The sequence below is a fragment of the Bradyrhizobium sp. USDA 3262 genome, assembly GCF_054060035.1.
The window spans coordinates 522,780-549,464 of record NZ_JBSSCT010000001.1 but is presented as its reverse complement, the minus strand read 5'-3'; the positions used below and the strand labels follow the sequence as shown (position 1 = coordinate 549,464).

Annotated in this window: 27 protein-coding genes; 18 read left to right on the top strand and 9 right to left on the bottom strand. The window is 65.4% G+C overall.

Annotated features, from left to right (window positions below; genetic code table 11):
* Nucleotides 1-47: 47 nt before the first annotated feature.
* From ACVWYP_RS02615 to ACVWYP_RS02600, 4 genes are all read right to left on the bottom strand, one after another.
* Complete coding sequence (locus ACVWYP_RS02615) at nucleotides 48-1,520, bottom strand: FAD-dependent monooxygenase (RefSeq protein WP_304497623.1); 1,473 nt, start codon at nucleotides 1,518-1,520, stop codon at nucleotides 48-50.
* 296 nt (nucleotides 1,521-1,816) lie between these two features.
* Nucleotides 1,817-3,805: a carbohydrate porin gene (locus ACVWYP_RS02610; RefSeq protein WP_304497622.1), complete on the bottom strand. Its 1,989-nt coding sequence runs from the start codon at nucleotides 3,803-3,805 to the stop codon at nucleotides 1,817-1,819.
* A 310-nt stretch (nucleotides 3,806-4,115) separates the two neighbouring features.
* On the bottom strand, nucleotides 4,116-4,316 hold the full coding sequence (locus tag ACVWYP_RS02605; RefSeq protein WP_304497621.1) for a hypothetical protein: 201 nt from the start codon (nucleotides 4,314-4,316) through the stop codon (nucleotides 4,116-4,118).
* Nucleotides 4,317-4,351: 35 nt separating this feature from the next.
* Nucleotides 4,352-6,097: an NRAMP family divalent metal transporter gene (locus ACVWYP_RS02600; RefSeq protein ID WP_304497620.1), complete on the bottom strand. Its 1,746-nt coding sequence runs from the start codon at nucleotides 6,095-6,097 to the stop codon at nucleotides 4,352-4,354.
* 485 nt (nucleotides 6,098-6,582) lie between these two features.
* Here ACVWYP_RS02600 and ACVWYP_RS02595 point away from each other — a divergent pair, with 485 nt between their 5' ends.
* Together ACVWYP_RS02595 and ACVWYP_RS02590 are read left to right on the top strand one after the other, a co-directional pair.
* The gene (locus ACVWYP_RS02595; RefSeq protein WP_304497619.1) at nucleotides 6,583-6,849 is read left to right on the top strand and encodes a hypothetical protein; all 267 of its coding nucleotides are present in this window, start codon (nucleotides 6,583-6,585) and stop codon (nucleotides 6,847-6,849) included.
* A 298-nt stretch (nucleotides 6,850-7,147) separates the two neighbouring features.
* On the top strand, nucleotides 7,148-7,417 hold the full coding sequence (locus tag ACVWYP_RS02590; protein ID WP_304497618.1) for a metal-sensing transcriptional repressor: 270 nt from the start codon (nucleotides 7,148-7,150) through the stop codon (nucleotides 7,415-7,417).
* Nucleotides 7,418-7,533: 116 nt separating this feature from the next.
* Here ACVWYP_RS02590 and ACVWYP_RS02585 read toward each other — a convergent pair whose 3' ends face one another.
* Together ACVWYP_RS02585 and ACVWYP_RS02580 are read right to left on the bottom strand one after the other, a co-directional pair.
* Complete coding sequence (locus ACVWYP_RS02585; RefSeq protein ID WP_038384780.1) at nucleotides 7,534-7,800, bottom strand: hypothetical protein; 267 nt, start codon at nucleotides 7,798-7,800, stop codon at nucleotides 7,534-7,536.
* A gap of 323 nt (nucleotides 7,801-8,123) precedes the next feature.
* Nucleotides 8,124-8,930 (bottom strand): creatininase family protein, encoded by an 807-nt coding sequence (locus ACVWYP_RS02580; protein ID WP_304497617.1) that lies wholly within the window; start codon nucleotides 8,928-8,930, stop codon nucleotides 8,124-8,126.
* Between the two features lie 144 nt (nucleotides 8,931-9,074).
* Here ACVWYP_RS02580 and ACVWYP_RS02575 point away from each other — a divergent pair, with 144 nt between their 5' ends.
* The 11 genes from ACVWYP_RS02575 to ACVWYP_RS02525 all read left to right on the top strand — a co-directional run bounded on the left by ACVWYP_RS02575 (nucleotide 9,075) and on the right by ACVWYP_RS02525 (nucleotide 18,971).
* Entirely contained in the window at nucleotides 9,075-10,106 is a 1,032-nt protein-coding gene (locus ACVWYP_RS02575) for an ABC transporter substrate-binding protein (protein WP_304497616.1), read from the top strand.
* Between the two features lie 324 nt (nucleotides 10,107-10,430).
* Nucleotides 10,431-11,237: an ABC transporter ATP-binding protein gene (locus ACVWYP_RS02570; RefSeq protein ID WP_304497615.1), complete on the top strand. Its 807-nt coding sequence runs from the start codon at nucleotides 10,431-10,433 to the stop codon at nucleotides 11,235-11,237.
* Nucleotides 11,234-12,022 carry an ABC transporter permease gene (locus ACVWYP_RS02565; RefSeq protein WP_253594168.1) on the top strand — a complete coding sequence of 263 codons (789 nt, stop codon included), beginning with the start codon at nucleotides 11,234-11,236 and terminating at the stop codon, nucleotides 12,020-12,022. Before ACVWYP_RS02570 ends, ACVWYP_RS02565 begins: the two co-directional genes overlap by 4 nt.
* A complete protein-coding gene (locus tag ACVWYP_RS02560; protein WP_028341796.1) occupies nucleotides 12,022-13,005 on the top strand; it encodes a 2-hydroxyacid dehydrogenase in 984 nt (327 codons plus the stop codon). The genes ACVWYP_RS02565 and ACVWYP_RS02560 overlap by 1 nt, the downstream gene beginning before the upstream one ends.
* On the top strand, nucleotides 13,005-13,700 hold the full coding sequence (locus ACVWYP_RS02555; RefSeq protein ID WP_028341795.1) for an AprI/Inh family metalloprotease inhibitor: 696 nt from the start codon (nucleotides 13,005-13,007) through the stop codon (nucleotides 13,698-13,700). Before ACVWYP_RS02560 ends, ACVWYP_RS02555 begins: the two co-directional genes overlap by 1 nt.
* A 393-nt stretch (nucleotides 13,701-14,093) precedes the next feature.
* Nucleotides 14,094-14,465 carry a YciI family protein gene (locus tag ACVWYP_RS02550; protein WP_038384775.1) on the top strand — a complete coding sequence of 124 codons (372 nt, stop codon included), beginning with the start codon at nucleotides 14,094-14,096 and terminating at the stop codon, nucleotides 14,463-14,465.
* Nucleotides 14,466-14,478: 13 nt separating this feature from the next.
* Nucleotides 14,479-14,829, top strand: a complete 351-nt coding sequence (locus ACVWYP_RS02545; protein WP_028341793.1) for a YciI family protein — start codon at nucleotides 14,479-14,481, stop codon at nucleotides 14,827-14,829.
* Nucleotides 14,830-14,845: 16 nt separating this feature from the next.
* The gene (locus ACVWYP_RS02540; RefSeq protein ID WP_439711126.1) at nucleotides 14,846-16,144 is read left to right on the top strand and encodes an RNA polymerase sigma factor; all 1,299 of its coding nucleotides are present in this window, start codon (nucleotides 14,846-14,848) and stop codon (nucleotides 16,142-16,144) included.
* 195 nt (nucleotides 16,145-16,339) lie between these two features.
* Entirely contained in the window at nucleotides 16,340-16,717 is a 378-nt protein-coding gene (locus ACVWYP_RS02535; RefSeq protein ID WP_304497613.1) for a hypothetical protein, read from the top strand.
* 194 nt (nucleotides 16,718-16,911) lie between these two features.
* Nucleotides 16,912-17,940: a putative zinc-binding metallopeptidase gene (locus ACVWYP_RS02530; protein WP_018269137.1), complete on the top strand. Its 1,029-nt coding sequence runs from the start codon at nucleotides 16,912-16,914 to the stop codon at nucleotides 17,938-17,940.
* Nucleotides 17,937-18,971: a D-alanine--D-alanine ligase family protein gene (locus ACVWYP_RS02525; protein ID WP_028341789.1), complete on the top strand. Its 1,035-nt coding sequence runs from the start codon at nucleotides 17,937-17,939 to the stop codon at nucleotides 18,969-18,971. The genes ACVWYP_RS02530 and ACVWYP_RS02525 overlap by 4 nt, the downstream gene beginning before the upstream one ends.
* Before the next feature lie 10 nt (nucleotides 18,972-18,981).
* On the opposite strand, the gene ACVWYP_RS02520 is transcribed toward ACVWYP_RS02525, so the two are convergent.
* The 3 genes from ACVWYP_RS02520 to ACVWYP_RS02510 all read right to left on the bottom strand — a co-directional run bounded on the left by ACVWYP_RS02520 (nucleotide 18,982) and on the right by ACVWYP_RS02510 (nucleotide 21,352).
* Nucleotides 18,982-19,254, bottom strand: coding sequence for a hypothetical protein (locus tag ACVWYP_RS02520; RefSeq protein WP_304497612.1), 273 nt, complete (start codon nucleotides 19,252-19,254; stop codon nucleotides 18,982-18,984).
* Between the two features lie 361 nt (nucleotides 19,255-19,615).
* The gene (locus ACVWYP_RS02515) at nucleotides 19,616-20,242 is read right to left on the bottom strand and encodes a Crp/Fnr family transcriptional regulator (RefSeq protein ID WP_028341787.1); all 627 of its coding nucleotides are present in this window, start codon (nucleotides 20,240-20,242) and stop codon (nucleotides 19,616-19,618) included.
* 135 nt (nucleotides 20,243-20,377) lie between these two features.
* Nucleotides 20,378-21,352 (bottom strand): lytic transglycosylase domain-containing protein, encoded by a 975-nt coding sequence (locus tag ACVWYP_RS02510; protein ID WP_304497611.1) that lies wholly within the window; start codon nucleotides 21,350-21,352, stop codon nucleotides 20,378-20,380.
* Nucleotides 21,353-21,539: 187 nt separating this feature from the next.
* On the opposite strand from ACVWYP_RS02510, the gene ACVWYP_RS02505 reads away from it, so the two are divergent.
* The 5 genes from ACVWYP_RS02505 to ACVWYP_RS02485 all read left to right on the top strand — a co-directional run bounded on the left by ACVWYP_RS02505 (nucleotide 21,540) and on the right by ACVWYP_RS02485 (nucleotide 26,661).
* A complete protein-coding gene (locus ACVWYP_RS02505) occupies nucleotides 21,540-22,559 on the top strand; it encodes a L,D-transpeptidase family protein (protein WP_304497610.1) in 1,020 nt (339 codons plus the stop codon).
* Nucleotides 22,560-22,748: 189 nt separating this feature from the next.
* Entirely contained in the window at nucleotides 22,749-23,552 is an 804-nt protein-coding gene (locus ACVWYP_RS02500; RefSeq protein WP_304497609.1) for a dienelactone hydrolase family protein, read from the top strand.
* Nucleotides 23,553-23,765: 213 nt separating this feature from the next.
* On the top strand, nucleotides 23,766-25,430 hold the full coding sequence (locus tag ACVWYP_RS02495; RefSeq protein WP_304497608.1) for a thiamine pyrophosphate-binding protein: 1,665 nt from the start codon (nucleotides 23,766-23,768) through the stop codon (nucleotides 25,428-25,430).
* A 114-nt stretch (nucleotides 25,431-25,544) separates the two neighbouring features.
* Nucleotides 25,545-26,315: an SDR family NAD(P)-dependent oxidoreductase gene (locus ACVWYP_RS02490; protein ID WP_304497607.1), complete on the top strand. Its 771-nt coding sequence runs from the start codon at nucleotides 25,545-25,547 to the stop codon at nucleotides 26,313-26,315.
* A 133-nt stretch (nucleotides 26,316-26,448) separates the two neighbouring features.
* Nucleotides 26,449-26,661: a hypothetical protein gene (locus tag ACVWYP_RS02485; RefSeq protein ID WP_304497606.1), complete on the top strand. Its 213-nt coding sequence runs from the start codon at nucleotides 26,449-26,451 to the stop codon at nucleotides 26,659-26,661.
* Nucleotides 26,662-26,685: the final 24 nt, after the last annotated feature.

Here is a 26,685-nt window from a genome sequence, read left to right as displayed (position 1 = left end):
GATCGACCGATCCCGGATTACGCTTCGCTCCATCCGGGCTACGCTCGCTACGTACCAGCGGACGCGCCGAACCATTTGGTCAGCGCCTCGGTCAGCCCGGCCTGCGTTCGCTCGCCGACCCACGCCACATAGCCATCGGGCCGCACCAGTACCGCGGTCGGGGCCGAAACCGTGCCGCGCGCGGGAAGCTCCCATGCGCCGCGATACGCGGCATCGACCAGCTGAACCCGGTCGGTCCATCCCGTGATGGCGATGCTGCCGGGCGCGCCGAAATTCAGCAGCACCGGCCGCGCGCGGTGCAGCAGCGCGAAGACCTGCATCGGGCCGTCGGCGGTGACGAGATCGAGATCGGGCATGCGGCGTCCGAGCAGCGGATGGCCCTCGCCAAGATCGTAGTGAAGATCCAGGCCGGACATCATCGCGGCGAAGCATCTGCGCGGCTCGTCCATGCGCAGCAGGTCGGAGACGATCTCGTTCAGCGCCCTGGTGCGTGGATCGGTGCGGTTGAGCGCGACATGGGCCATGGTGTTGCGCAGCACGCGGGCCGCCACCGGATGCCGTTCGGCCTCGTAGGTGTCGAGCAGGTTGTCCGGCGCGATCTGCTTGACCACCTGGGCGAGCTTCCAGCCCAAATTCACCGCGTCCTGCACGCCGACATTGAGGCCTTGGCCGCCCATCGGCGGATGCACATGGGCGGCATCGCCGGCCAGCAGCGCGCGCTGTTTGCGGTAGGCCACGGCCTGCCGGGTCATGTCGGTGAAGCGCGAGATCCAGACCGGATTGTGGATGCCGAAATCGGTGCCGTAGGCGGCGACCAGCGCCTCGCTGACGTCGCGCAAGGTCGGCTCCCTGTCGGTGCCGAGTTGCCGCTCGGTCAGCACCAGCCGCACCCGCCCGCCATCTTCCGCCTTGCCGATCGCTGAGGTGCCGGTGTCGTGCTGGCGAAAACCCCATTCGGGCTCGCCCGACATCTCGGCCTCGGCGATCAGCCAGCTCATGGTCGGATCCCACCCGGCGAATTCGATGCCGGCCGCTTTGCGGACGAGGCTCCGGCCGCCATCGCAGCCGACGAGATATTGTGCCCGGAGCAATTGGCCATCCGACAGTTCGACGTCGACGCCGCCGTCGTCCTGCGCGAAGTCGGTCACCTCGCGCCCGCGATGGATCGGCACCGCGAGTTCGCCGACCCATTCGCCGAGAATGCGCTCGATATGGGTCTGGAACAGCCCCAGCGTGAAATTGCGCCGGGTCGGAAAGTCGGTGATCTCAAGCGGAACCAGATGCGAATGGAACAGCACCGCCGGATGGCGCGTTCCCAGCGCGACGAAGCGGTCGCCGATGCCGCGCTGATCGAGCACCTCGATGGTGCGCGCGTGCAGGCCGCCGGCCCGCGCGCCGATCAGGTCCTCCCTCGCGCGCCGCTCGACAATCGCAACATCTATTCCCGCCAGCGCCAACTCGCCCGCCAGCATCAGCCCGGTCGGACCTCCGCCGGCAATCACGACAGCATGTTCCCGCATCCCGCACTCCTCCGTTCGATTGGGCGCGCGTTCTACGGGATGACCCCGGGCTTGCGGCAAGCCCGGGGGGTCTACATATATCTGAGTGGGGAGAGGGCGTTTGCTTCTCGAACCAATTCAGAAGCTGTGCGCTGGCGATGCAAACTCGCTGTCGTCCCGGCGAAAGCCGGGACCCATAACCACAGGACCTTGTGGTTGGATTCGCTGTCGCCCCAGCTCGCTCTAACGACAATCAGCGGTGGTTATGGGTCCCGGGTCGCGCTTCGCTTGCCCGGGACGACGGGGCGTATCGCGCCTCAGAACTCGCCGTGGATGCGGCCGGAGAAGATGTGCACCGGGCCGCGGTCGGCGTTGTAGGCGGGGTTGGTGATGAACTGATAGTCCGCGGTCAGCGTCAGGTTCTTGTTCACCTGATAGGCGTAGTAGGTCTCGAAGATCCGCTCCGGGCTGTAGTTCAGCGCGCCGTCGCCGATCAGCAGGCCGAGGCCGCCGGCGGCGAGATAGTCGCGATGCGCTGATGACAGCCCGTTGACCGCGCCGCCGATGCCGATCGTGTCGTTCGCCCGTCCCCACCTGCTGCCCTTGATCGACAGGCCGCCCGAGATGCTGCGATCGACATCGGTGAACGACAGGATCTCGGTCCGGCCGTCGTTCCAGCTGAGGCGGCCGAACAGGCCGACATCGGTTGCGATCTGCTGCTCGCCGTTCAGATAGAAGCCGTATTTCAGATTGTCCTTGCGGATGCCGGCCATCACGTCGTTGATGTCGAGCCCCGGATTGGCGTCCTCGATCGCGAGCGCTTGGGCGTAATTGCCGGTGTTGCCGCGGTTGCCGAACACGCCGACGCGCAGCTTGCCGGGCTGGTCGAAGATCGAATAGCGGCCCTCGAACTCGACCACCGCGCCACCGGTGTTGAACACCAAGACGTCGCTGTTCGGTGCGTTCGGCACCTGGAACACGCCGGCGCGCACGGCCCAATCCTTGCGGTTGAGCTCGACCACCGCGCCGCGGGTATAGCCGGGCAGGTCGGCCGGGAAGTCGTAGGCCGCGGACGCCCACATCGCCCAGTTCATGAAATCGGCGCGCGGATCCTTGGCGTAGGAATTGCCGTCGAAGAAATCGCCGACCGCAAAGCGCCCGACCACGAGCGTGAGGCGATCGATGTCGCGCTTGCCGGCGATCTGGTTGGGACCGTCGGCGACGTCTTCCTGCTCGCCGCCAAAGCCGAAGGTCTGCTTGAAGTAGTAGCGCTGCGGCCGGATTTTCGGGAACGGCGCGCCGGCCTTCTGGGCTTCGCCGTTCGAGAAGCCGGCAAGGCCGAGCGTGCCGTTGAGGCCAAAGCCCTGCGCGGTTTCCGGGTTGAAGTAGAACTCGCCGCCTTCCCAGAGCCGCACGCCGAGAAACGCCGTCGTGGTCCAGGTCTGCTGCAACTGCCCCGCGCCGGGAAGGCTGTTGGTGCCGGCATAGGGCGAGCGGAAGGACGCGTAGGTCTGCGGCAGCAGCGTCGTCTGGCCGTGCACGCTCCAGTCGCTCGATTCGGGCAGCGCGGTGCGCGTCGGCGTCGCCGACCACGGCGAGTCGCCGAGCTGATAGTTGAGGCCGAATTTCAGCAGATGGATGCGCGGGTCGATGCTGACGCCGGGCATGCCGAAGTCATTGAGGCCGAGCGTGCGGCGCGACAGGTCGACATAGTCGTATTCGACCTTGGCGGTCCAATTGCCGCTCACCGCGAATTCGGCGCCGGCGCCGACGGTCCAGCCGGTCTGGTACTGGCCGGGCTCCGAGATCACCTCGCCCGCGGCGTCGTTGACCCGAACCTGGCTGTGGCCCCAGGCGAAGCCGCCGGTCACGTAAGGCATCCAGGTGCCGAAAGAGTAGCCGGCGCGGCCGCGCAGCGTGCCGACATAGTCGATCGACGAATTGAAGGGGCCGAGCACCCGCCGCGGCAGATCGGTCGGGCCGGTGAAGGTCGCATCCGCCTCGACGCCGAGCACGAAGCGGTTGGCGAATTCCTTGTTGTATCCGACCTGGAAGCCACCGATCCCGCCGGTGATGGTGGGCGGAAAGAACACGCCCTGTTCCAGGATCGGGTTGGTGCCGGGACCCAGCGTGCCATCGCCATAGCCGACATGGGCGCCGACGTAAAAGCCGGTCCAGCTGTAGACCGCCCTGGCGGCGGGAGATTTGAGGGCCAGATCGGCCGCGGTCGCCGGCGCGCCGAAGGTTGCCGCACCGAGCGCTGCGCCGGCGGCGATCTGGACCCGGAAGAGGCGGACGCAGGTCATGACGCGGCTTTCCGCGAACAAGTGGCGGTTTCGCCCGGCATCACTGCAGATTTGGCGGCCGCTTGCCACCCGAGATTTGAAATCATCGCCCGCCGTCCCCGGTCCGATCTGTGTCGTCCCATCCAAAGCCAGATCAGCACCTAGCATCCCCCGTTGCTTATTGCAAATAATTCGCAATAGCAACTGAGGCGCGCCCAATACCGCTCCGATTTGCACGCCACCGTGACAGTCACGTAACAGCGCGAAATCCCACGCCACATCGGCTGCGATCGACCACGTGTCTGTGGCAAATCGGTCGAGACCCGACCGTTCAATCGACGCCACCATTGCCATTGTCCTTTGTCCTGATGAATGCCGACTGCGATGTCCTGCCGAGCACGACCCTCGCGCCGGCCCGTTCGACACATCGCGCCATCGACAGCGCCGTCCGCAGCCCGGCGCCCGAGATCACACGCCTCTGATGGAGCGCGGCCGCGCCGCGCAGGATGGCGCTCGCCAGCCTGAACAGCATGAGCGCGCCCCATCGCCGGCTGCGACTGAGCCCAGTCACGCCCCCACCGTGGCAAGCTGCACGATCCGCAGCAGCACGAGCCCGGCGGCGACGACGAGATAGCCGCGCAGCACGATCATCCAGATCCGGCTCAGTGGGCTGAGCCGCGCCGGCGGCAGCCGGTCAAGCGGCGGCATCCGCCAGCTGTCGCGGTCGACCAGAGCGTTTTCGAGCGAAGTGGGTACCGGTTCGCGTGAAGAAAACGCGTCAAAACAGGAATCTGGAGCCCCGTTCCGATTCCATCGGAACGGAAAAGGCTCCAGCGGAGGCCTGCGCTTGAAGCGGAACGACGCGTTGCGGCGCGACGACATCTCGTAGAACTTGACAGCTGCGGTCACCAATAGTGCGAGCAGGCTGCCTCCGACGAGGATGCCGATGATCCAGGCCTCGCCGAGATCGGGGAACAGCACCGCCGCGGTCAGGATCACCGACAGCATCACCAGCCCCGCGACCACTGCGCCGGTGAACAGGTTGAGTTTGGTCGAATTGACCCAGGGCCCGAGGATGTGGCGGTCGTTGCACAGCAAGAGCAGGAACACGGTCGCGCTCGGCAGCAGCACGCCGGCCAGCGTCTGCACCGCGTTTGTGAGCAGCCCGAGCGGCGTGCCCGGCGTCAGCACCAGCACCGCCGCGAGCACGATCAGGCCGCAATAGACGCTGTAGAAGCCCTTCGCGTCCCAAGGCTTGCGGTGCAGCGAATGCTTGACCGCGAACACGTCGCCGATCGCATAAGCGGTCGCGAGGGAGACCGCCGCAGCGCCGATGATGCAGGCATCGAGCAGCGCAAGGGCGAACAGCACCGCCGGCAGCCGGCCGGCATATGTCTCGAGGCCCACGGCGGTCCCCAGCGCGTCGGTGTAATTGCCGAATTCGGCCTTTCCTGCGAACACCGCCGCGCAGAACGAGATCATCGCGACCGCGCCGACCACCACCAGCACGATGCCGATGCACAGATCCATCCGCTCATAGCGGATGAAACGCGGCGTGATCCGCTTGTCGACGATGTAGCTCTGCTGGAAGAACAATTGCCACGGCGCCACCGTGGTGCCGACGATGGCGACGATCAGCAGCATCACCTCGCTGAGCTTGGCGTCTTGCGGCATCTTCGGCACGAAGAAGTCCGCCGCGATCTGCCCGATCGGAGGATGCACCATCAAGATCACGGGCACCAGCAGCAGGCTGCCGGCGACCAGCACGATGCCGAAGCGTTCGAAGCGGCGGAAGTCGCCGGTCGAGACCGCCAGCATCACGATAACAGCCGAGGCCAACACGCCCCAGAACTGCGAGACGCCGAGGAAATGAAGCGCAAACGTGATGCCGATGAACTCGGTGACGATGGTCAGCGCGTTCAGCACCAGGAGGTCGATGACGCTGAAGGCGCCCCAGAACTTGCCGAAGCGCTCGAAGATCAGCCGCGCATGGCCGACCCCGGTGACCGCGCCGAGCCGCACCACCATCTCCTGGTTGACGTAGAGCACCGGGATCAGCAGCAGCAGCGTCCACAGCAGCGTGGTGCCGTAATTCTGTCCGGCCTGGGTATAGGTGCCGAACGCGCCGGCGTCGTTGTCGCCGACCATCACGATCAGGCCGGGGCCGACGATCGCCAGCAACGTCTTCAGCCGCGCCAGCAATGTCGCGCGCGGCGCGATGTCGTCGCGAGCGATGCTGCCGAGCGCGCCGCGGATGTCGCCGGCATGCGCGCTATCGAGAATGGCGGTTTGTGTGGTCTTGCTTTCGGTCATTTCGCGTCTCCTCGCCGCCTTTCGGCACGGCGGGAGGGACGCAGGCGTCGTCAGGCGCGCACGTCTCCGCTACCGTGAGCAGCGGCATTTCCAGATGTGATGCAGTTCAATAGTCCCGCTGCCGCGCCGCGATGGCGCGCAACGGGACGACTAGGTCCTTCGTCCATGTCGGCCTCCTGAACCAAGACGACTATTTCTGACCGAGCAGCGGGCGCCGCTTCACCTCGCCCCGCGTGCGGGGAGAGGTCGGATCGCATCGTCAGATGCGATCCGGGTGAGGGGGAGCCTCCGCGAACTCGGCTATCACCGTGTACGCGGAGACGGCCCCTCACCCCAACCCTCTCCCCGTAAGAACGGGGAGAGGGAGCAGCAGCACCGTCGTTATCAAGCCCACCCTCATCGTCGGCCTACGCGCACAGCCGCGGCTTTGCCGCGGCGTGGCGCGTGGCGGTTGCGCGCGGGCCGAAACGCCGGCCCGCGCGTCGATGCTGATCGAGATCGCCGCCGGTATCATCGACGATCCAACGGCATTCCAGGCGGCCGTCGATCAGGACCCAATGACATGCCGGGGTTGGACGCCGGCGGCGACCCGCCAGGCGGCGAAAGCCCGGCAGGTTGTCATTGCAATGAACGGCGGCCGGCGGCGGCATGCGCCGCGGCTCGACAACGCGCCGCGGGCTTGCTTGCCGGAATTTTGCGAGCTTTTCGAACATCGCTCACCTCCACTTCCGCTGGTCGCGGCAGGCCGGTGAGGAGCAGTGGTCAGCTTGGGCGCGACCACCCGTCCACGCAGGCGAGATCTGCGCGATCAGTCTTGCTGTGTTGCGGCGTCACCAGTCCCGGCATCGCCGGTCTACTGTCGCCTGAGTTGCTACTGCCCATGTGCCTCTGTGCTGGCTCGTGGATCGACTTGTCTCCGGGCTAGAGCCCCGGTGCGGAACGAACGTCCCGGTCATCGGGCACTACGCCCGCGACAATCGCCTGTCAAGCCGATTCCGCTATCCTCCGGGGAGGATCATGATTATCCTCCGGGGAGGATAGGAGAGCCAGATGTCCGACGACCATCCGCACGCTGCGATCGCCCGGCGCCTGAAGCGCGCCAACGGCCATCTCGACACCATCGTCGAGATGATCGAGCAGGGCCGGCCCTGTACGCAGATCGCCCAGCAATTGCAGGCGGTGGAGAGCGCGATCGAGAGCGCCAAGAAGGCGCTGATCCACGATCACATCGGTCACAGCCTGGAGGAGACGCTGAAGGCGTCAGGGCCGAAGGGCCGCGCCGTGCTGCGCGATTTCCGGCTGGTCGCGAAGTATCTGTGATTGCCGCGTTCAAGAATTGACCCGCCCGGGGGGATCACCGGACGGGTCGGTTGCGACACGGGGTGGATGAGGACCCGTGCCGAACGCAGGATCCGCAGTCCTAAAGAACCAGTCGATCAGTAGCAGGAGCGCACGCGGCCGATGTAGTTGCCGTAGGCGTCGAACTGGCGCACCCAGCCGCAGCGCCGATAGCCGCCGCCGTAGTAATAGCCGTCGCTGGCCGCGATCGCACTGCCGACAACGGCGGCGCCGACGAGGCCCGCGCCAACGCCCCAGCCCCAGCCATAGGGCTTCGCTTCAGCCTGCGACGTCGTGGACGCGATGGTGCCGGTCACGGCGAGCGCGGTGAGGGCGAGGGCGGCGAGCTTGGTCTTGATCGACATGGAATACTCCATCCTGTGTGGGCGGCGCCGGTGTGGTCCGCATGCCCGTTGGACGGAGGCTGTCCGGTTCCGGTTCGAAGATCGGGGCGGAAATATGGTTTCGCGAATTGTTTCGTCGCGTCTGCCGCGGGGCCATCATATGCGGGAATCTGGTGGGCGGTGCTCCTGCGGCCCATCCTTCGAGACGCCCGCCTTTGGCGGGCTCCTCAGGATGAGGTCTTTTTTCGCGGCAAAATCCTGGACCCTCATGGTGAGGAGCGCCGCTCGCGGCGCGTCTCGAACCACGAGGCCGGGCGCGTGCGGCCGCGCGAAGCAATGCCGGGTCAGCTGCCGCGAAATACGCTGGGATCGAACCTGTCGACGTCGGCGAGCAGCTCGCAGAACGCGCGCGCGCCGTGCTCGATCAGCTTCTCGCCCTTCTCGGCCGAGGCCTTGGTCGCATCGCCGATCGCGCCGCTCGGATTGAGGTCCTGCGCCTGCCAGGCGAACGGCGCCGGCCGCTGCGTCGACAGAAAGCGATGATCCTTCTCGATCTGCACGCTGGCCGGCTTGAAGTCCGCGATCGCTTCCTTGCGCACGGCGTGCGGATATTTCGCCAGCATGATCGAGGTCTCGACCGCGCCGCCATGGATGCCGTGGCGCAATTCGCCGGCGTCGAACAGCCCGTCGGGCGCGCCGAAGCGCGACCAGCTCGTGGTCACCACCAGCATCTGATGGTGCGCGCGCAGATCCTGCGCCACCAGCTGCATCGCGGCGGAATTGCCGCCATGGCTGGTCACGATCACGAGCTTCCTGACGCCTGCGCGCGCCACGCTCTCGCCGAGCGCCATCCAGCTCTTCAGCGCCACGTTGGTGGGCAAGGTCAAGGTACCCGGAAAATCGATGTGCTCGGTTGAGATGCCGACCGGCTGCAACGGCAGGAACGTGGCGGGAGTGGTCGTCGGCAGCAACTCTCGCACCCGCGAAAGATAGGCCTCGCCGATCATGACGTCGGTTCCGAGCGGCAGATGCGGCCCGTGCTGCTCGGTCGCGGCCAGCGGCAGCACCGCAATCCAGCGCGCGGCCGTATCCCTGGCGATATCGGGCCAGTGGATGGCGGTCCAGTCGCGGGGCGGAAGCTGAGAAGTCATCAAGCCGGTCGTTTCAATACAAGCGTTTCACGGGATGGATTTGCAGGCTAGTTTGTTTAACATCATAACGGGTTCGCGTCTCCGGGCGCGGTCCACGTCTTCCCGCCTTCCATCATGGGCCATAATGATCGACGGAGTCCAACCATGATCCCGGCCTTTTTGCTGCGAGCGTTAACCACAAGCCTTCTGACCGCCGCGCTTTGCGTTGCCGCGGCGCTCGCCCCGGCGCGGGCGCAGACTCTCGACAAGGTCTCGTTCGGCACCAATTGGGTCGCCGAGGGCGAGCATGGCGGGTTCTTCCAGGCGCTCGCCGACGGCACCTACAAGAAATACGGCCTCGACGTCACCATCGTGCCCGGCGGTCCCAACGAGAATAACCGCATGCTGCTGATCGCGGGCAAGCTCGACTTCTTCATGAGCGCGAACTCGCTGCAGACTTTCGACGCCGTCACCAACAACGTGCCGCTGGTCGCCGTTGCCGCCATGTTCCAGAAGGACCCCCAGGTCTTCCTCACCCATCCCGAGGTCAAGGCCACAAAGATCGAGGATCTGAAGCCGCTCACGCTTTTGATCTCGAAGGAGGGCATCACCAGCTACTTCCAGTGGCTGAAGTCCGAATATGGTTTCGACGAGAACAAGGTGAAGCCCTACACCTTCAACCCCCAGCCCTTCATCGTGAACAAGCAGACCGCGATGCAGGGCTACGTCACCTCGGAGCCCTTCGCGGTCGAGAAAGCCGCCGGCTTCAAGCCGAACGTGCTGCTGCTCGCCGATTACGGCTTCAACTCCTACTCGACGCTGATCGAGACCCGCCGCGACCTGGTCGACAAGAAGCCTGACCTGGTGCAGCGCTTCGTCGACGCCTCGATTGTCGGCTGGTACCACTACGTCTACGGCGACAACTCGGCCGGCAATGCGATGATCAAGAAGCTCAATCCCGACATGAACGACGAGCTGCTCGCCTATTGCGTCGCCAAGATGCGCGAGCATGGCATCGTCGATTCCGGCGATTCCATCAAGAACGGCATCGGCGCCATGACCGATGAGCGGATGGCGAGCTTCTTCGACAAGATGGTGCGCGCCGGCGTGGTCAAGAGCGCCATCGACTATCGCCAGGGCTACACGCTGCGCTTCGTCAACAAGGCGGTCGGCGCCGAGCTCAGGCCGAAGAACTGACCATGATCCGATCTGTTTCAGCATCGGCAGTCGACCTCTCCGTTGATAGGAGAAAGCACGCATGGCGTCCGTGAAGCTCGCCCGCGGGCTTCCTTCGCCTCTTCCGCTTGCGGGGGAGGCCGGCGCGCGCGTAGCGCGGGCCGGGTGGGGGCTCTCTCCCCGATACGACTCGCGGAGAGAGCCCCCACCCCAGCCCTCCCCCGCAAGCGGGAGAGGGAGCCGACCGCCGCTGCCTCCCGAGTCTCCTATGCGATCGTCACGTTGTTCGCCGCGTAGAGAGGTGTCTTTCTCAGCTCGGCTGCGCTCACCGCTATTCCGCCGTCGATGGTAGAGAGCGCCGTGCTGGAAACCGATGCCAGTAACCTCGCCGTGCGCCTGCGCGGCGTCAGCAAGACCTATGACAGCGGCGTGAGGGCGCTCGGGCCGCTCGACCTCGATGTGAGGCGAGGAGAGTTCGTCTCGCTGCTCGGGCCCTCCGGTTGCGGCAAATCCACCGCGCTGCGGCTGATTGCAGGTCTCGCCACGCCAAGCGCCGGCACGGTCGAGGTCTCGCATCATGGCGCGGAGCAGCGCGGCAGCCACCGCATCGGCTTCGTGTTTCAGGAGCCGACCCTGATGCCGTGGGCCACGGTGCGCGACAATGTCCGCCTGCCGCTGAAGCTCGCCCGTGCGCCCGCGACGGACGCCGATGCGCGCGTCGATGCGGCGCTGGATCAGGTCGGGCTCGCGGAATTCGCGAGGGCCTATCCGCGCGAACTGTCCGGCGGCATGAAGATGCGGGTGTCGCTGGCGCGCGCGCTGGTCACCGATCCGGATGTCCTCTTGATGGACGAGCCGTTCGCGGCTCTCGACGAGATCACGCGATTTCGCCTCAACAACGACCTGCTGTCGCTGTGGCGCAGCCTGCACAAGACCGTCATCTTCGTGACGCACTCCGTGTTCGAGTCGGTCTATCTTTCGGAGCGCGTGATCGTGATGACCGCGCGCCCGGGCCGGATCGGCGCCGAGTTTCGCATCAACTCGCCGGAGCCGCGCGGCGAGGAGTTCCGCACCTCGGCCGAATATGCCGCGTTCTGCCGCGAGGTCTCCAGCGCGCTGGCGCCATCCTATGCAGGGCAGGCGGGCGCATGAAATCTCCGCAGGACCTCGTCCGTTTTCTGCTGCCGCTTGCGGTGTTCGCCGCTGGCCTCGTGCTCTGGGAAGCCATCGTCCGCGGCTATGGCATCCAACCTTACGTGCTGCCGAGTCCGCTGTTGGTGCTGAAGACGCTGGTCGCGGACTGGCCGGTGCTGTCGCAATCGCTCGGCGTCACGCTGCTGACCACGCTCGAAGGCTTCGTTGCCGCCGCAATCGGCGGCGTCGTGCTGGCGCTATTGTTCAACCAGTCGAAATGGCTGGAATATTCGCTGTTCCCCTACGCCGTGGTGCTGCAGGTCACGCCCGTGATCGCGATCGCGCCGCTGCTCCTGATCTATCTGCAGCAGCAGACCGCGGTGATCGTCTGCGCCTGGATCGTGGCGTTCTTTCCGGTGCTGTCGAACACGACGCTCGGCCTCAACTCGGTCGATCGCAACCTCGCCGGATTGTTTCAACTTTATGGCGCTTCACAGCTGCAGACGCTGCTGTTCCTCAAGCTGCCCGCGGCGCTGCCCTATATCCTCGGCGGCCTGCGCATCGCCGGCGGGCTGTCGCTGATCGGCGCCGTGGTCGCGGAGATCGCGGCGGGCAGCGCCGGCGCCGGCTCGGGCCTCGCCTTCCGGATCGCTGAATCAGGCTACCGGCTGAATATTCCCCGCATGTTCGCAGCACTTCTGCTGCTATCGCTGGCCGGGATTGTCATCTATGGGTTGCTGGCGCTAGTTTCGCACCTGTTGTTGCGGCGTTGGCACGAAAGCGCGTTAGGAAAGGACAGTTGATGGCCCCGATTTCTTCCGAAAAGATCGATCTGTTGATCTATGGACCGATCCGGCCAATCCTCGAAAACGGCTTTCCCGATCAATACGTGCTGCACCGCGCCGAGAGCCGCGGCGACCTCGAGCGGCTGACGCCCGAGACGATGGCCAAGATCCGCGGCATCGCCGTCACCTATCACACGATGGCGACCGACAAGACCGCGCTGGCGCTGTTTCCCAAGCTGGAAATCATCGGCAGCTTCGGCGTCGGCTACGACCACGTCGATTCCGCCTATGCGCGCGATCACAATATCGTGGTCACCAATACGCCCGACGTGCTGACCGAGGAGGTCGCCGACGTCGCGATGGGCTTGTTGATCGCGACGTTGCGCGAATTCGTCAAGGCCGACCGCTATGTGCGCTCCGGGCTCTGGCAGACCCAGAATTATCCGCTCAGCGTCGGCTCGCTGCGCGACCGCAAGATCGGCATCGTCGGCATGGGCCGGATCGGTCAGGCGATCGGGCGCCGTCTTGAAGCCTCGCGGGTGCCGGTGTCCTATCACTCGCGCAATCCGTCCAAGGACGTCTCCTACAAGCACTATCCGGATCTGATCGAGATGGCGAAGGCGGTCGATACTTTGGTCGTCATCGTGCCGGGCGGCGCCTCGACGGCGAAGATGATCAATGCCGACGTCTTGAAGGCGCTCGGCCCGCGCGGCGTGCTGATCAATGTCGCGCGCGGCTCGGTGGTCGACGAGCCGGCGCTGGTCGCTGCGCTGAAGTCAGGCACCATCCTGGCCGCCGGTCTCGACGTGTTCGCGGCCGAGCCGAACGTGCCGGACGAATTGAAGGCGATGCAGAATGTCGTGCTGCTGCCGCATATCGGTTCGGCCTCGGTGGTCACGCGCAACGCGATGGACCAGCTCGTGGTCGACAACATCAAGAACTGGTTTGCCGGCAAGCCGCCGCTGACACCGGTTGCCGAAACGCCGGTCAAGGATCGCTGATGTCGTTGTCCCGCTTCAATGCCGTGCTGTGTCTGCTGCTGGCCGCGTGCGGTCCGGCAGCCGCGCAGGACGTCACGACGTTGAAGAGGGACATGATCGGGCAGTGGGAGCTCGCCACCACCGAGCGCAGCAAGACCTGCGTCGTGACGCTGAAGGGCGATACGGCGCAGCAAGGCTTCAAGCTCGAGCTCGAGCCCGCTTGCGCCGCCGCGCTGCCCTTCACCAAGGACATCACCGGCTGGAGCATCAGGGGCCTCGGCGACATCGTGCGGCTGCAGAACGCGGCCGGCGAGGCCGTGATCGATTTCACCGAGGTCGAGACCGGCATCTTCGAAGGCATGCGCACCAACGAGGGCGTCTATATCCTGCAAAACCTTGCCGCGGCGCGCTCGCTCGCCAAGTCGATGGACCAGATGATCGGCGACTGGTCGATGGTGCGCGGCAACGGCCAGGCGATCTGCACGTTGGTGCTGACCAACACCGACGCCGGCAACGACAATTTCCAGGTGTTCCTGAAAGGCAAATGCGATCCGGCGGTCGCTTCCTTCAACCCGACCATGTGGCGGCTCGACCACGGCCAGATGATCCTGATGTCGGCCAAGGGCGAGACCTGGCAGTTCGAGGCCGACGACAACGCCCAGTGGCGCCGCGTCCCCGACAGCGCCGACCCGCTGATCATGCTGCGGGAGCAGTAGGTCGGGTGCTGGCTTCGTGGCCCGCATGAGCGCAAGCGATATGCGGGTGTCTCGCGCGGCTCCCGGGTATCGCTTCGCTCACCCGGGCGACGGGACTGCCACAAGCTCCGTGTCGTCCCTGCCTAGTGCGCAATTGCGCACGGGAGCAGGCACCCATAGCCACGGTGCCGGTTGGTTTTGCGCGGCTGTGGCCACGGCTCGCTTCAGCAACTCAACCCAGTGGTTATGGGTCCCTGCTTTCGCAGGGACGACGATGGGGCCGGTATGATCTGCTTTTGCCCGAAAAAATAATTCACGCCCCCTGTCGATTCACCCCCTCCCGGATCGTCGTTCCCCATAGCGAGCCGGTCTTGCGGCGATCATCGCCGCGTCTCGCCCAACAGGAGTTTTCCGATGCGCTTCATGTATATCGTCACCTCGCCCCAGCCCCCGGGCCCGCCGACCCCGGCGCTGATGGAGGCGATGGGCAGGCTTGCCGAGCGGGAAATCAAGGCGGGCCGCATGATCGACACCGGCGGGCTGCTGCCGGTCGCGATGGGCGCCCAGGTCCGCATCACCGACGGCAAACTCAACGTCGTCGACGGGCCCTTCGTCGAGACCAAGGAGATGATCGGCGGCTACGCGATCTTCGAGCTCCGCAACAAGGAGGAGGCGGTCGCCGCCGCGGTGGAGTTCATGCAGCTGCACAAGGAGCACATGCCGGGCTGGGAGGGCACCTGCGAGGTTCGCCCCTTCGCCGGCCTTGCCGGCCAGTGCGGCGCGTAAAAGGAGCAGCACGATGCGCTTCATGTATGTCCTCGTGGCCGAGAAGCCGATGCTGCCGAATCCGCCGTTGCGCGAGGCAATCGGCAAGCTCGCCGAACGCGAGATCGCAGCCGGCCGGATGCTCGACACCGGCGCGCTGTTGCCGCGCACCGCGGGCGCGGAGGTGAAGATCAAGGATCGCAAGCTCACCGTCACCGACGGCCCCTTCATGGAGGCCAAGGAGGTGGTCGGCGGCTACGCCGTGTTCGAGCTGAAGGACAAGGAGGAGGCCGTGGCGCGCGCGGTCGAGTTCATGCAGCTTCATCTTGACCACATGCCGGACTGGGAATTGTCATGCGAGGTTCGCCCCTTCATGGAGTGTTGACGGTCGCGCTGACCGCATGCCGGAGGCCAGCGTGACGGAGGACGACGTCAAGCGCACCATCCTCGGTGTGTGGCGCATCGAGCAGCCGCGGCTGATCACCAGCCTGTCGCGGATGCTGCGCGATGTGCCGCTCGCCGAGGACCTGACCCAGGAGGCGCTGGTCGCCGCGCTCGAGCACTGGCCGCTCAGTGGCGTGCCGGAAAAGCCCGGCGCCTGGCTGATGGCAACCGCCAAGCGGCGCGCGCTCGATCAGATCAGGCGCAACCGCATGCTGACCGAAAAGCACGGCATGCTTGCGCATGATCTGGCGCGGGAGCAGGACACCATGCCCGATTTCGATGCCGCGCTCGACGACGATATCGGTGACGAATTGCTGCGGTTGATCTTCACCGCCTGCCATCCGCGCCTGTCGCGGGAGGCGCGCGCCGCGCTGGCGCTTCGGATGATCTGCGGCCTCACCACCGAGGAGATCGCACGCGCCTTCCTGCAGGCGGAGGCGACCATCGCCCAGCGCATCGTGCGCGCCAAGCGCACGCTGTCGGAGTCGGGGCTTGCCTACGAGACGCCGCGCGGCGAGGAGCTGTCGCAGCGGCTCGCCTCCGTGCTCGAGGTCGTCTATCTCATCTTCAACGAGGGCTATACCGCGGCAAGCGGCGACGAATGGCTGCGGCCGCAGCTCTGCAACGAGGCGCTGCGCATGGGCCGCGTGCTGACCTCGATCGCACCATCGGAGCCGGAGGCGCATGGCCTGCTGGCGCTGATGGAGTTCAATGCCTCGCGGATGGCGGCGCGCACCGATGCGTCCGGCGAACCGATCCTGCTGATGGACCAGAACCGCGCGCGGTGGGATCGCCTGCAGATCCGCCGCGGGCAGCTCGCGTTGGCGCGCGCCCGCGAGCTCGGCGGCGCCGGCGGCTTCTATGCGTTGCAGGCCGCGATCGCCGCCTGCCACGCCGAGGCCGGCACGCCTGACGCGACCGACTGGCGCCGCATCGCCGCGCTGTACGGCGACCTCGCCGCGCTCCTGGATTCTCCCGTTATCGAGCTCAACCGCGCGGTTGCGATCGGCATGGCCGAGGGGCCGCTTGCCGCGCTCGCGATCGTCGACGGCCTCGCGGATGAGCCGGCGCTGCAATCCTATCATCTGCTGCCGAGCGTGCGCGGCGATCTGCTGCATAAGCTGAGCCGTTTCGCGGAGGCGCATGCCGCGTTCGAGGCCGCCGCCGCGCTGGCCGGCAATTCGCGCGAGCGTGAGTTCCTCAAACGCCGCGCCGCGATCGCCGCGCGTGCCGCGCAGGATCATGCCTGCCGCTGACGGCTCCGCGATTTCGACGGAACGAAACCACGTAGCCCGTATGAGCGAAGCGACATGCGGGTCTTTGCCACGAGCGACCCCGGGTGTCGCTCCGCTCACCCGGGCTACAAGGTTGCTGCGGGTCGTCGTGTCCGCGATTTCGACTCAAACCTCTGGCATGTTCGGGCACGATGGAGCGGAATGGGAACTGTCACCATGACGAAGCCATCCGTGCTGGCGATCGGCCTCGACCCGACCTTCGTCGATCTGTCCGTCATGCCGCAGTTCACGCCCGAACTGGTGCGCAGCTATCTCGACGCGCAGATCGAGGGCCTGCGGACGCTTGGCTACGACGTCGAGAGCTGCCTGATCGACCTCGGCGATACGGCGGAAGCCGTGACGGCGGCGGCCCTCAACGCGCGCCGCTACGACTGCGTCGTGATCGGTGCCGGGCTGCGCGAGCCGCCGGAGCGGCTCTTGCTGTTCGAGACGATCCTCAATCGGGTGCACCGGCTCGCCCCCGATGCCGCCATCTGCTTCAACACCAGGCCGGCCGATACGGCCGCGGCCGTGCAACGCTGGGTCAAGCCTTAGGACGCAAGATGAGCGTCGCCTCGAGCCGGCGGATCGGGCCCGGCGCGCTGCCCGCCGCCCAAGGCGGACACTCGGGCCGGGTCCGGCCCGATGCCGGCATTGGCCGGGGGCCCGGCGCGAAGGCCCGGCGGTTGTTGCCGGCGGCAACCTATGACACCATTCAGAGTCCGATTTGTTTTAGACTTTGGAAGCCTATGCCGCGCCGCAAATTTGACTGGGAAAAGCTGACGGACGAGCAGTTGCTCGCGCAACCGCTGAGCCGTCTGAGGGTTGCCGTCGAGGGCACCTGGCTCGCCGATTGTGTGAATACGCTCTATGAAGAGCTCGAGGAGCGCGGCGTCCGGTTGCGGCCGCACACATGGATCTCGAGCGAATGGTTCAGCCCGGCAGACGTGCCCGGCATCGCGATCCCGTTCTACCTCGCCCATCCCCGCCTGATGAAGCTCGAGAAGAAGATGATGCTCGACGTCGAGGGCGCCTCGTGGTCCGAGTGCATGGCCATTCTCCGCCACGAGGCGGGGCACGCCGTGCAGCACGGCTACCAGCTGCAGCGCCGCCGGCGCTGGCAGCAGCTGTTCGGCCCGTCGTCGCAGCACTACCCGCGTTACTATCGACCCAATCCGGCCAGCCGCAATTATGTGCAGCATCTTCGGCTCTGGTACGCACAGAGCCATCCGGACGAGGACTTCGCCGAGACCTTCGCGGTGTGGCTGCGGCCGCGCTCGAACTGGCGGACGCGCTATGCCGGCTGGCCCGCGCTGAAGAAGCTCGAATATGTCGACGAGCTGATGGGCGAGATCGCCGGCAAGCGGCCGCTGCTCGCGACGCGCGAACGGGTCGATCCGCTGCATACGCTCAAGCAAACGCTCGCCGAGCACTACAGGAAGAAGCAGGCATTCTACGCCTTCACGCCGCCGAAGACCTACGACCGCGATCTCTCCAAGCTGTTCTCCGCCGATCCGCGGCATTATCGGCGTCCGCCCGCCGCGGCCTTCATCAGGCGGCACCGCGCCCAGATCAGGCAGCTGGTGGCGCGGTGGACGGGCGAGAACCAGCTGACGCTGGATGCCGTGCTCGACGACATGATCTCGCGCTGCCGCGAGCTCAATCTGCGTGCCGTCGGCCCCGAGCAGAAGCTCGTGACGAACTTCACCATTCTGCTGACCGCCAAGACCATGCACGCGCTGTTCGGCCCGTCGCGCCGGAAATGGATCGCGCTATGAAACAGCTTCGCATTCTGGTGCTGATGCACCCGGACTGTGTGCCGCCCGACTCCAGCGATGGATACAGCGCACGGGAGATCAACGAGTGGAAGACCGAATACGACGTCGTGAGCACCCTGCGCGCGGCCGGCCATGAGGTTCGTCCGCTCGGCGTGCAGGAGGAAATCAAGCCGGTGCGCGACGAGATCGAGGGCTTCAAGCCGCACGTCGTGTTCACGCTGCTGGAGGAGTTCCACTATGACGTCGTGTACGACCAGCACATCGCGAGCTATCTCGAGCTGATGAAGATCGCCTATACCGGGTGCAATCCGCGCGGCCTGATCCTGGCGCGCGGCAAGGATCTGTCCAAGACGCTGGTGCACCATCGCCGGATCCCGGTGCCGGCCTTCGCCGTGTTTCCGATGCGCCGCAAGGTCAAGCGGCCGCCGCGTCTCGAGCTGCCGCTGATCGTCAAGAGCCTGAGCAGCGATGGATCGCTGGGTATCTCGCAGGCGTCGATCGTCGATACCGACGAGAAGCTCGCCGAGCGCGTCGCGTTCATCCATGAGCGGATCGGAACGGCCGCCATCGCCGAGCAGTTCATCGAGGGACGCGAGCTCTATGTCGGCGTGCTCGGCAACAACCGGCTGCGGGTGCTGCCGGTGTGGGAATTGAAGTTCGGCAGCATGGGCGGCCCTGCTGCGCGCCAGATCGCCACCGAAAAGGTCAAGCACGATACCAGCTATCAGGAGCGGGTGGGGATTGTCGACGGCCCGGCCGAGGACCTCACGCCGGAGCTATCCGCCCATATTCAACGGCTGGCGAAGCGCATCTACCGGACCTTGGGGCTCGACGGTTATGCGCGCATCGACTTTCGCCTGTCCACCAATGGCGTTCCGTATTTCATCGAAGCCAATCCCAATCCCGAAATCGCCAAGAGCCAGGAGTTCGCGACGGCCGCCGGGCATGACGGGCTCAACTATCCGGATCTGCTGCAGCGCATCGTGACGCTCGGAATAAGCCGCGCCAAGGCCGGCGCATCGCTGGGCTGACTCGAGGCCGCTAAAGGCTGCGCTGCGTCGGATGGCGTCGCGCATCTTTGGGGATGAACATCGCAAACGTTTCCCTAACGCGCGCGGCCGGCGTCACGTTGCCGGCGATCGCGGAAACAGGGAGTGCCGTGGGACGAAACGCGTCCGGTTCCGGCCAGCGCCGTGCAAGGACCTCGTTTACCGAAACCGGCATGGCGAGCCCATCACTGCGGCAGCTGTCGTAGACGTACAAACCGGCAAGAAGAATCGATACGACAACAAGGATCGTCCTGGAAATCGGCATTGTGCTTGCGCCTTCTTGATTGAGGCGGACAATGCGTGGTGACGGTGAACCGCGCGTTTAGCGCTCCGGTCGATCGGCCGATACGGTTCCTAACTCATGAACAGAGGCTTGCGTAAACGGCTCGCTTACCAATGCCTTCAAGGTTGCGGCAACCAGCTTTCCTCACCGGCGGGAAAGAAGTCTCTGGCATTGAGAGACCAACAACAAGACTGAGGAGGCACCATGTTCGTCGCCATTCGAGTCATGATCCTGATCGCCAGTGCATACGCCGGCTCGGCCGTTGCAGAGATGCAGTTTGCGCCGCTGCCGAGCCTTGCGGCGTCGTCCGCGCCGTAGCGCCGGCAAAGCGAGGCGGCGCGCATCACGCCGGATTAGGCGCCACCGCGCCGACCCCGATTGCGCGGGCTGCGTTTTCCGTCATCCTCGTCGCCGTCAAGCGCAGGAAATACAGCGATAGTCCCGGGTTGCGCTCGCACAGCTTCCTCAGCGCGCCGTCACTGATCCAGAGCAGATCCACATCGGTCGCAGCGAGCGCCGTTTGCGTGCGGCGGCGCTCGAGCGAAAACAGCCCGATCTCGCCGAACAGTTCGCCCGCCGATACCCCGCGATCGATCTCGGGAAACCTGACCTCGCCGGACACGACCATGTACAGCAGGTCGGCGTCGTCGCCCTTCCGGAAGATCGTTTCTCCCGCCTTGAGATGCTTCGGCTGCATGAACGGCTGCAGCCAGTTCGGAGAAAGGTCCGTCGCTGCAGCACGCTTCGCTTTCCGAAGCAGCCGAACCATCTGGAACAGCAACACCACGTTCAGCGGCAGCAGAATGATATGCAGGATAAGCACCGGGTAGATCCCGTCGCCCAATCCATAGCTGATGAACGCCAGATTGCTGAATATCGCGACAGCGCGCAGGCTCAACATCGTACTCATGCAGAACGTCAGCAACACAAGCGCCGACGCCAGATAACCCAAACCATCGATCAACGTCATGACAACGCCCACTGGAAAATGAATTGCAAGCAACCGATCTCAAAACGACCGGCAACATACACCAGTGCGCTCAGTTTCCTGAGCGGAAATGTGGCTGGCCCGCATTTGCGGCGGTGCACGCGTCGTGACGCGGCCTCAGCTCGACGAACGTGCGCGCGAGGCGACGTGAACGGCCTGGCCCTTCGCCGGTTTTGCCCTGGCGGCGACAACGGTCCGGCGCGCCTTGCCGAGCCGGGCCGCGCCCGACGAGCTCTTCCCGAGCACGAGCGCGAGCCGCTTGCGCGCGCGGCCGGCGACCGACCTTGCCGCCTCTCGCGCGGCCTCGGCCTTGCGGATGATCGTCGTCACCGCGGACGCCGGCGACGCCGCGACGAAGGCGACATCCTTCGCCTTTGAAAGGCCGCCTATGCCTTCGCACGGCGCTTCGCTCGGCAAGTCGATGCGGATGGCGAGCGTGTCGGCATGCTCGATCCAGTCCTCCGCCTTGGTGCCGGTGATGACCCGGACATAGTCGCGGGTCTCGCGCGGCAGCTCGTTCTGCTTGGCGAGCCATTTCTGGACGCGGCCGCTGCCGGCATTGTAGGCGGCCGCTGCCAAACCGAGATTGCCGAAATCGTCGCGCAGCTTGCGCAGCAGTCTTGCCGATGCGGGCAACGCCTTCAGCGGATCGAAGGGATCGTCGAGCCCGACTTCGGCCGCCGTCTCCGGCATGAACTGCGCAACGCCCTGCGCACCGGCATGGCTGATCTCGTTCGAGCGAAAGCGGCTCTCCTGCCAGATCAGGCGCGCAAAGAACGCGACCGGGATTTCGCTCGCCTGCGCCGCGTCCTTCAGGCCGTGGCAGAATTTGTCGATCGTGGACAGCTGCGGCTCGGCCGCGGCATCGCTCGGCTGCGCCGCAGGCGCGGGCGTCTTGTCCGCGTCCGTCGCAGCGGGTGCCTCGCTGGCATCAGCGCTTTCGATAAAGCGTGCGGCAAACGGAACGGCGTCGGATGTCGCGTCGCGCGAGAATGTCGGGGCTTGGGTTGAGACATTGATCGAGCCGGGCGAACGATCGAAGTCGAGCATCAAGACAAGAAACGCGGCAAGCGCCGCGATGACGAATCGCATTTGCTTCCAGAGACCTGAATTGTGATGTGGGTTGCGCGCAAATGCACTTCGGATCGCGACTTTTTGGCGAGTCGATTGCGGCGAAGCCGCGATATCAGCTGTTCCGCCGCGGAACTTCGCTGCTATTCGCATTGGAACTTCGACGCTTTCCGTAGCTTTACGGAAGATGGCCACGTTGGGATACGCGATGTTCCGACCATTTTCCGTTGCGCGTTTTGCTCTTGTCCTTTTGCTCGTGTCGGCCGCGCCGGCGGTGGCCGCGGGTCTTGATGCCGCCGCGATCAACGACGAGGCGGCGCCGCCGGCAAAATTGCCGGACCGTCGTCAGCTCAGCGCCTTCATTGCCAGGCTCGAGATCCTGCTCGACCGCGCGCATTTTTCTCCCGGCGAGATCGACGGCAAGCTTGGCGACAACGCGCAGAAGGCGCTCAGGGCGTTTGCCGAGGCGAATGGATTGTCCTTCGACAAGGCGGTGACGCCGGAGCTCTGGAGCAGCCTCGCCGCCGCCAGCGACGGGCCTGCGATCGTCAGCTACACGATCGTCGATGCCGACGTGAGGGGGCCGTTCGTGAAGAGGATCCCCGCGAAGATGGAGAGCATGAAGAGCCTGCCGGCGCTGGGCTACACCAGTCCGCGCGAAGCGCTCGCGGAAAAATTCCACATGAGCGAGGCGCTGCTTCAGGCGCTCAATCCGGGACGGAAGTTCGACAAGGCCGGCGAGACCATTGCGGTTGCGAACGTCGTCGACGCCGCAAAGCCGCCGCCGATCTCGCGCGTCGAGGTCGACAAGACGCGGCAGACGCTCAGCACGTTCGATGCAGCAGGCAAGCTGCTCGGCTTCTATCCTGCGACGGTCGGCAGCGCGGATAAGCCGACGCCGAGCGGAACGCTGAAGGTGACGGCGATCAACAAGAACCCGACCTATCGCTACAATCCAAAATACGCGTTCAAGGGCGTCAGATCGAAGACGCCGTTCACGGTCAGGCCCGGTCCGAACAACCCGGTCGGTGTGGTCTGGATCAACCTCTCGGGAGAAGGCTATGGCATTCACGGCACCCCCGATCCCGGCAAGGTCTCCAAGGCGGAGTCCCACGGCTGCGTCCGGCTCACCAACTGGGACGCGCAGCGCGTCGCGGCCGGTGTCGCGAAGGGAACGCCGGTTGCGTTCGTCGACAGCGCGACAAGCGCAGCAACGGCGACGCGCTGAGCTTGACGCGACATCGTTCACACATCAGCAACCGACAGAAATGTCGGCGCGCTCGGCCTCGGGCCGGGCGCCCGCGCGCTCGAGAGATGATGCGCAGCCCGCGGAGCAAAGCGGCTCCGCTTTCCGAGCCTAGCGCGGGATTCGCTGGTATGCCAATGTCGCGTCGTGCCAAACCCGCAGGAGGTCAGCATGCGAACGATCATAACAAACATAGTGGGAGCACTCTGCGCCATCGCGATGGTCGCGAGCGCACACGCAGCGGTCAAGGAAGAGCCGGTCACCTACAGCGACGGCGAGACCACGATGAAGGGCTTCGTCGTCTATGACGACGCGACCCAGGCCAAGCGGCCCGGCATCGTCATGGTGCATGAATGGTGGGGCATCACCCCGCATATCCATAACGAGGCGCGGAAGTTCGCGGAGCAGGGCTACGTGGCCTTTATCGCGGATATGTACGGCGACGCCAAGACTGCCGACAACCCGAAGGATGCCGGCGCGCTCTCGGGCTCGGTGATGAAGAACCCGAAGGTAATGGAGCAGCGCTTCAACGCCGCACGCGAGCAACTCGCCAAGCAGGCCTCGGTCAATCCGCAGCGGATCGGCGCCGTCGGTTACTGCTTCGGCGGCGCGGTGGTGCTGAACATGGCGCGCACTGGCGCCGATCTCGCCGCCGTCGCGGGCTTCCACGCCTCGCTCGGTCTCAACACCCCCGCACCGGCGCCGGGCACCGTCAAGGCGAAGATCCTGATCCTGAACGGCGCCGACGACCCGTTCGTGAAGCGCGAGCAGTACGATGCGCTGAAGAAGGATTTCGATGCGGCGAAGGCCGATTACCGCATCGTCGAATATCCTGGCGCGGTCCACGCATTCACCAATCCCGAGGCTACCGAGCTCGGCAAGAAGTTCAATTTGCCGCTCAGATACGACGCCAAGGCCGATCAGGAATCCAAGGCCGAAGCCGCCGAGCTGTTTGCCGCCAACCTCAAGAAATAAGCAACAAGGGCCACCCAAACGGTGGCCCTTTCCATTCGTGGCTGCTTTGGTCGCGGAAGTGGCAGGGCTGCGGCCTCGCTGGCGCGTTCGCGCCTTGAAGCCATGCGGAAGACGCAGCCGGCCGCGCGGATGCCAACCGCCTCGCACGGTTGCCATGGGCCGCTCCCCGGCCGATGATGCGCAAAACGGATCAGAACAATCGAGAGGGAGCGAATGCGCGGGCGTCGTGTGCTGATGGAATCGTTCGTGTCGCACGGCGTGCGTCATATCTTCGGTAATCCTGGCACGACCGAAACGCCGCTGCTCGATAGCCTGCCGGCATTTCCGCAACTCGAATACATCATGGCGCTGCATGAAGGTGTCGCGGTCAGCGCCGCCAGCTTCTACGCGCAGGCGTCGGGGCGCGTCACCGTCGCCAACCTGCACGTCGCTCCCGGCCTCGGCAACGGCATCGGCTCGCTCTACGGCGCGCTGAAGGCGGGTTCGCCCGTGGTCGTCACGGCCGGCCAGCAGGATACCCGGATGCGGCTCAACAACCCGCTGCTCGGCCACGACCTTGTTGCGATGGCGGCTCCGGTGACCAAGTGGAGCGTGCAGATCGAGCGTGCCGACGAGATCGCGCCGATCATGCGGCGCGCGTTCAAGGTGGCGACCGATGCGCCGCAGGGGCCGGTGTTCGTGTCGCTGCCGATCGACGTCATGGAACAGGAGACCGCGGTCGACGCGTCGCCGCCGGATAATTTGTGGCGCTCGACGCGCCCCGATCCGGCCGGCATCGAAGCGCTTGTCGCGCTGCTTCTGAAGTCGAAAAAGCCGGCCATCATCGCCGGCGACGACGTGGCGCGATCGGGCGGCGAGCAGGCGCTGGTGGCGCTAGTGGAAGCGATCGGGGCCACCGTGTGGTTCGAGGGGCTGCGGCATCATGCGCCGTTCCCGACCAGCCATCCGAGCTATCGTCAGTCGCTTCCGGGCGACGCCCGGCAGGTGCGCAAGGCGCTCGGCGATGCCGATCTCGTGCTGCTGATCGGCGGTCCGTTCTTTGAGGACATCTGGTTTGCGCCTGGTGGCCACATCCCTGGCGGCGCGTCCGTGCTGCAGATCGAAGCCTCGGCCGAGCGCCTCGCGCTCAACAACCGGCTCGATGCCGGCATCGTCGGCGACATCGCCGTCAGCGTCAGTGCCTTGACGGAGGCGGTGCGTGCAAAGGCGAGCGCGGACTTCAGGCAAGCCGCGCAGAACCGCAATGCCGCGCTGGCCGAATTGCAGGCAAAGGAAAGGGAGGCCTACCGCGCGCGCGTCGAGAAAAGCTGGGACCGCCAGCCGACCGCGATGCCGCGCGTCACGGCGGAGCTGCGTCGCGGCCTGCCCGATGATGTCGTCATCGTCGATGAAAGCATCACGGCAAGCCTCGATCTCGCGCGCGCCTTCGACTATCGCGGCTTCGGCGATTATTTCGGCGGTCGCGGCGGCGGCATCGGCCAGGGCCTCGCCGGCGCGATCGGCGTCAAGGTCGCGATGCCGGACCGTCCAGTGGTCGCCATCTCCGGCGACGGCTCGGCGATGTATGCGATCCAGGCGCTGTGGACCGCCGCGCACCACAAGCTTGCGATCGTGTTCGTGGTGCTGGCGAACCGCGAGTACCGCATTCTCAAGCACAATGTGGACGTCTGGCGCCAGAATTTCGAAGCCGGCACCCAGCATCCCTATCAGAACATGGATATCACCGGCCCCGCGCTCGACTTCGTGCATCTCGCGGCCGGCATGGGCGTCGAGGCGGTCAGGGTCGAGAAGGCCGACGACATTGCCGGTGCCGTTGCAAAGGCTGTCGCGGCGCAGCGGCCGTACCTCGTCGAGATCGCGATCGAAGGCAAGCGCTAGAGCATGATCCGGAAAAGTGCGAAGCGGTTTTTCCGACAAGATCATGCTCAAACAAGGAACAAAACGCGCGATGACGATTCGAGCCGATCGCGTCGCGCTTTAGAGGAGTTTCTCATGGCAGGCATTCTGGACGGCAAGGCTGCATTGGTGACGGGCGGCGGCTCCGGCATCGGCCGGGCGACGGCGATCGCAATGGCGTGTGAAGGTGCGCGTGTGGCGGTGTCCGACCTCTCGAAGGATGGCATCGACGAAACGGTCGCCTTGATCAATGCCGCCGGCGGCCAGTCGATCGCGATCCAGGGCGACGTCACCGACGAGGCCGATGTCGCGAACATGGTGGCGCGCACGGTTTCGGCGTTCGGGCGCATCGATTGCGCCTTCAACAATGCCGGCGTTGCCGGGCGCTCCGTCGGCCCGCCCGGCCAGCGCATTCATGAACTCACGCAGGCCTCGGTGGCGAAGATGTTCTCGGTGAATCTGATGGGCGTATTCCTGTGCCTGAAATACGAGATCGCGCAAATGCTCAAGCAGGGCGGTGGCGGCGCCATCGTCAACACGGCCTCGATCGCAGGCCTGGTCGGTCTCGCCACGTCGGGCCACTATGTCGCGACCAAGCACGGTGTCGTCGGGCTGACCAAGTCTGCTGCGATCGAATATGCCCAGGACGGCATCCGGGTGAATTGCGTCAATCCCGGATACATCAAGACGCCGATGACCAAGGAGACGATGGACGAACGTTACGACGAGATCATCGCCAAGGTGCCGGTCCGTCGCCTCGGCGTGCCCGAGGAAATCGCCGAAGCCGTGGTCTGGATGTGCTCGGACAAGGCGTCGTTCATGACTGGCGCATCGCACGTGGTCGACGGCGGCTACAGCGCGGCCTGATCTCTGAAGGCCTTGTTTACGTTAGTGGCCCATTTGCACAAAGCCACGTTGATCTTCGCGGCTTCAACGCTCTTGCTGTGAGTGGTGCATCTCAGCCAATATCGCGTTTGGCAACGAAGAGCTTCGAGGTTAGGTGTTCAAACTCAATCGCATCGTCGGTTTCATCATTCTAGCAGCGCTCGTCTACGGCGTGCTCCAGGCTTACGGGTTACTTCCGAGGGCGCACCTCGGCTGTTTCCTCAACGCAGCGGCTCGCCCGCGGCTTAAGATTGATGCCGCACATCCGAGCGCCAGCTCCTGGCTCAAGATGGAATTCGCGGCGGCGCGGAATGATGTCGGCCTTTAACCCGTAGCGGACATCGTCTGTCGC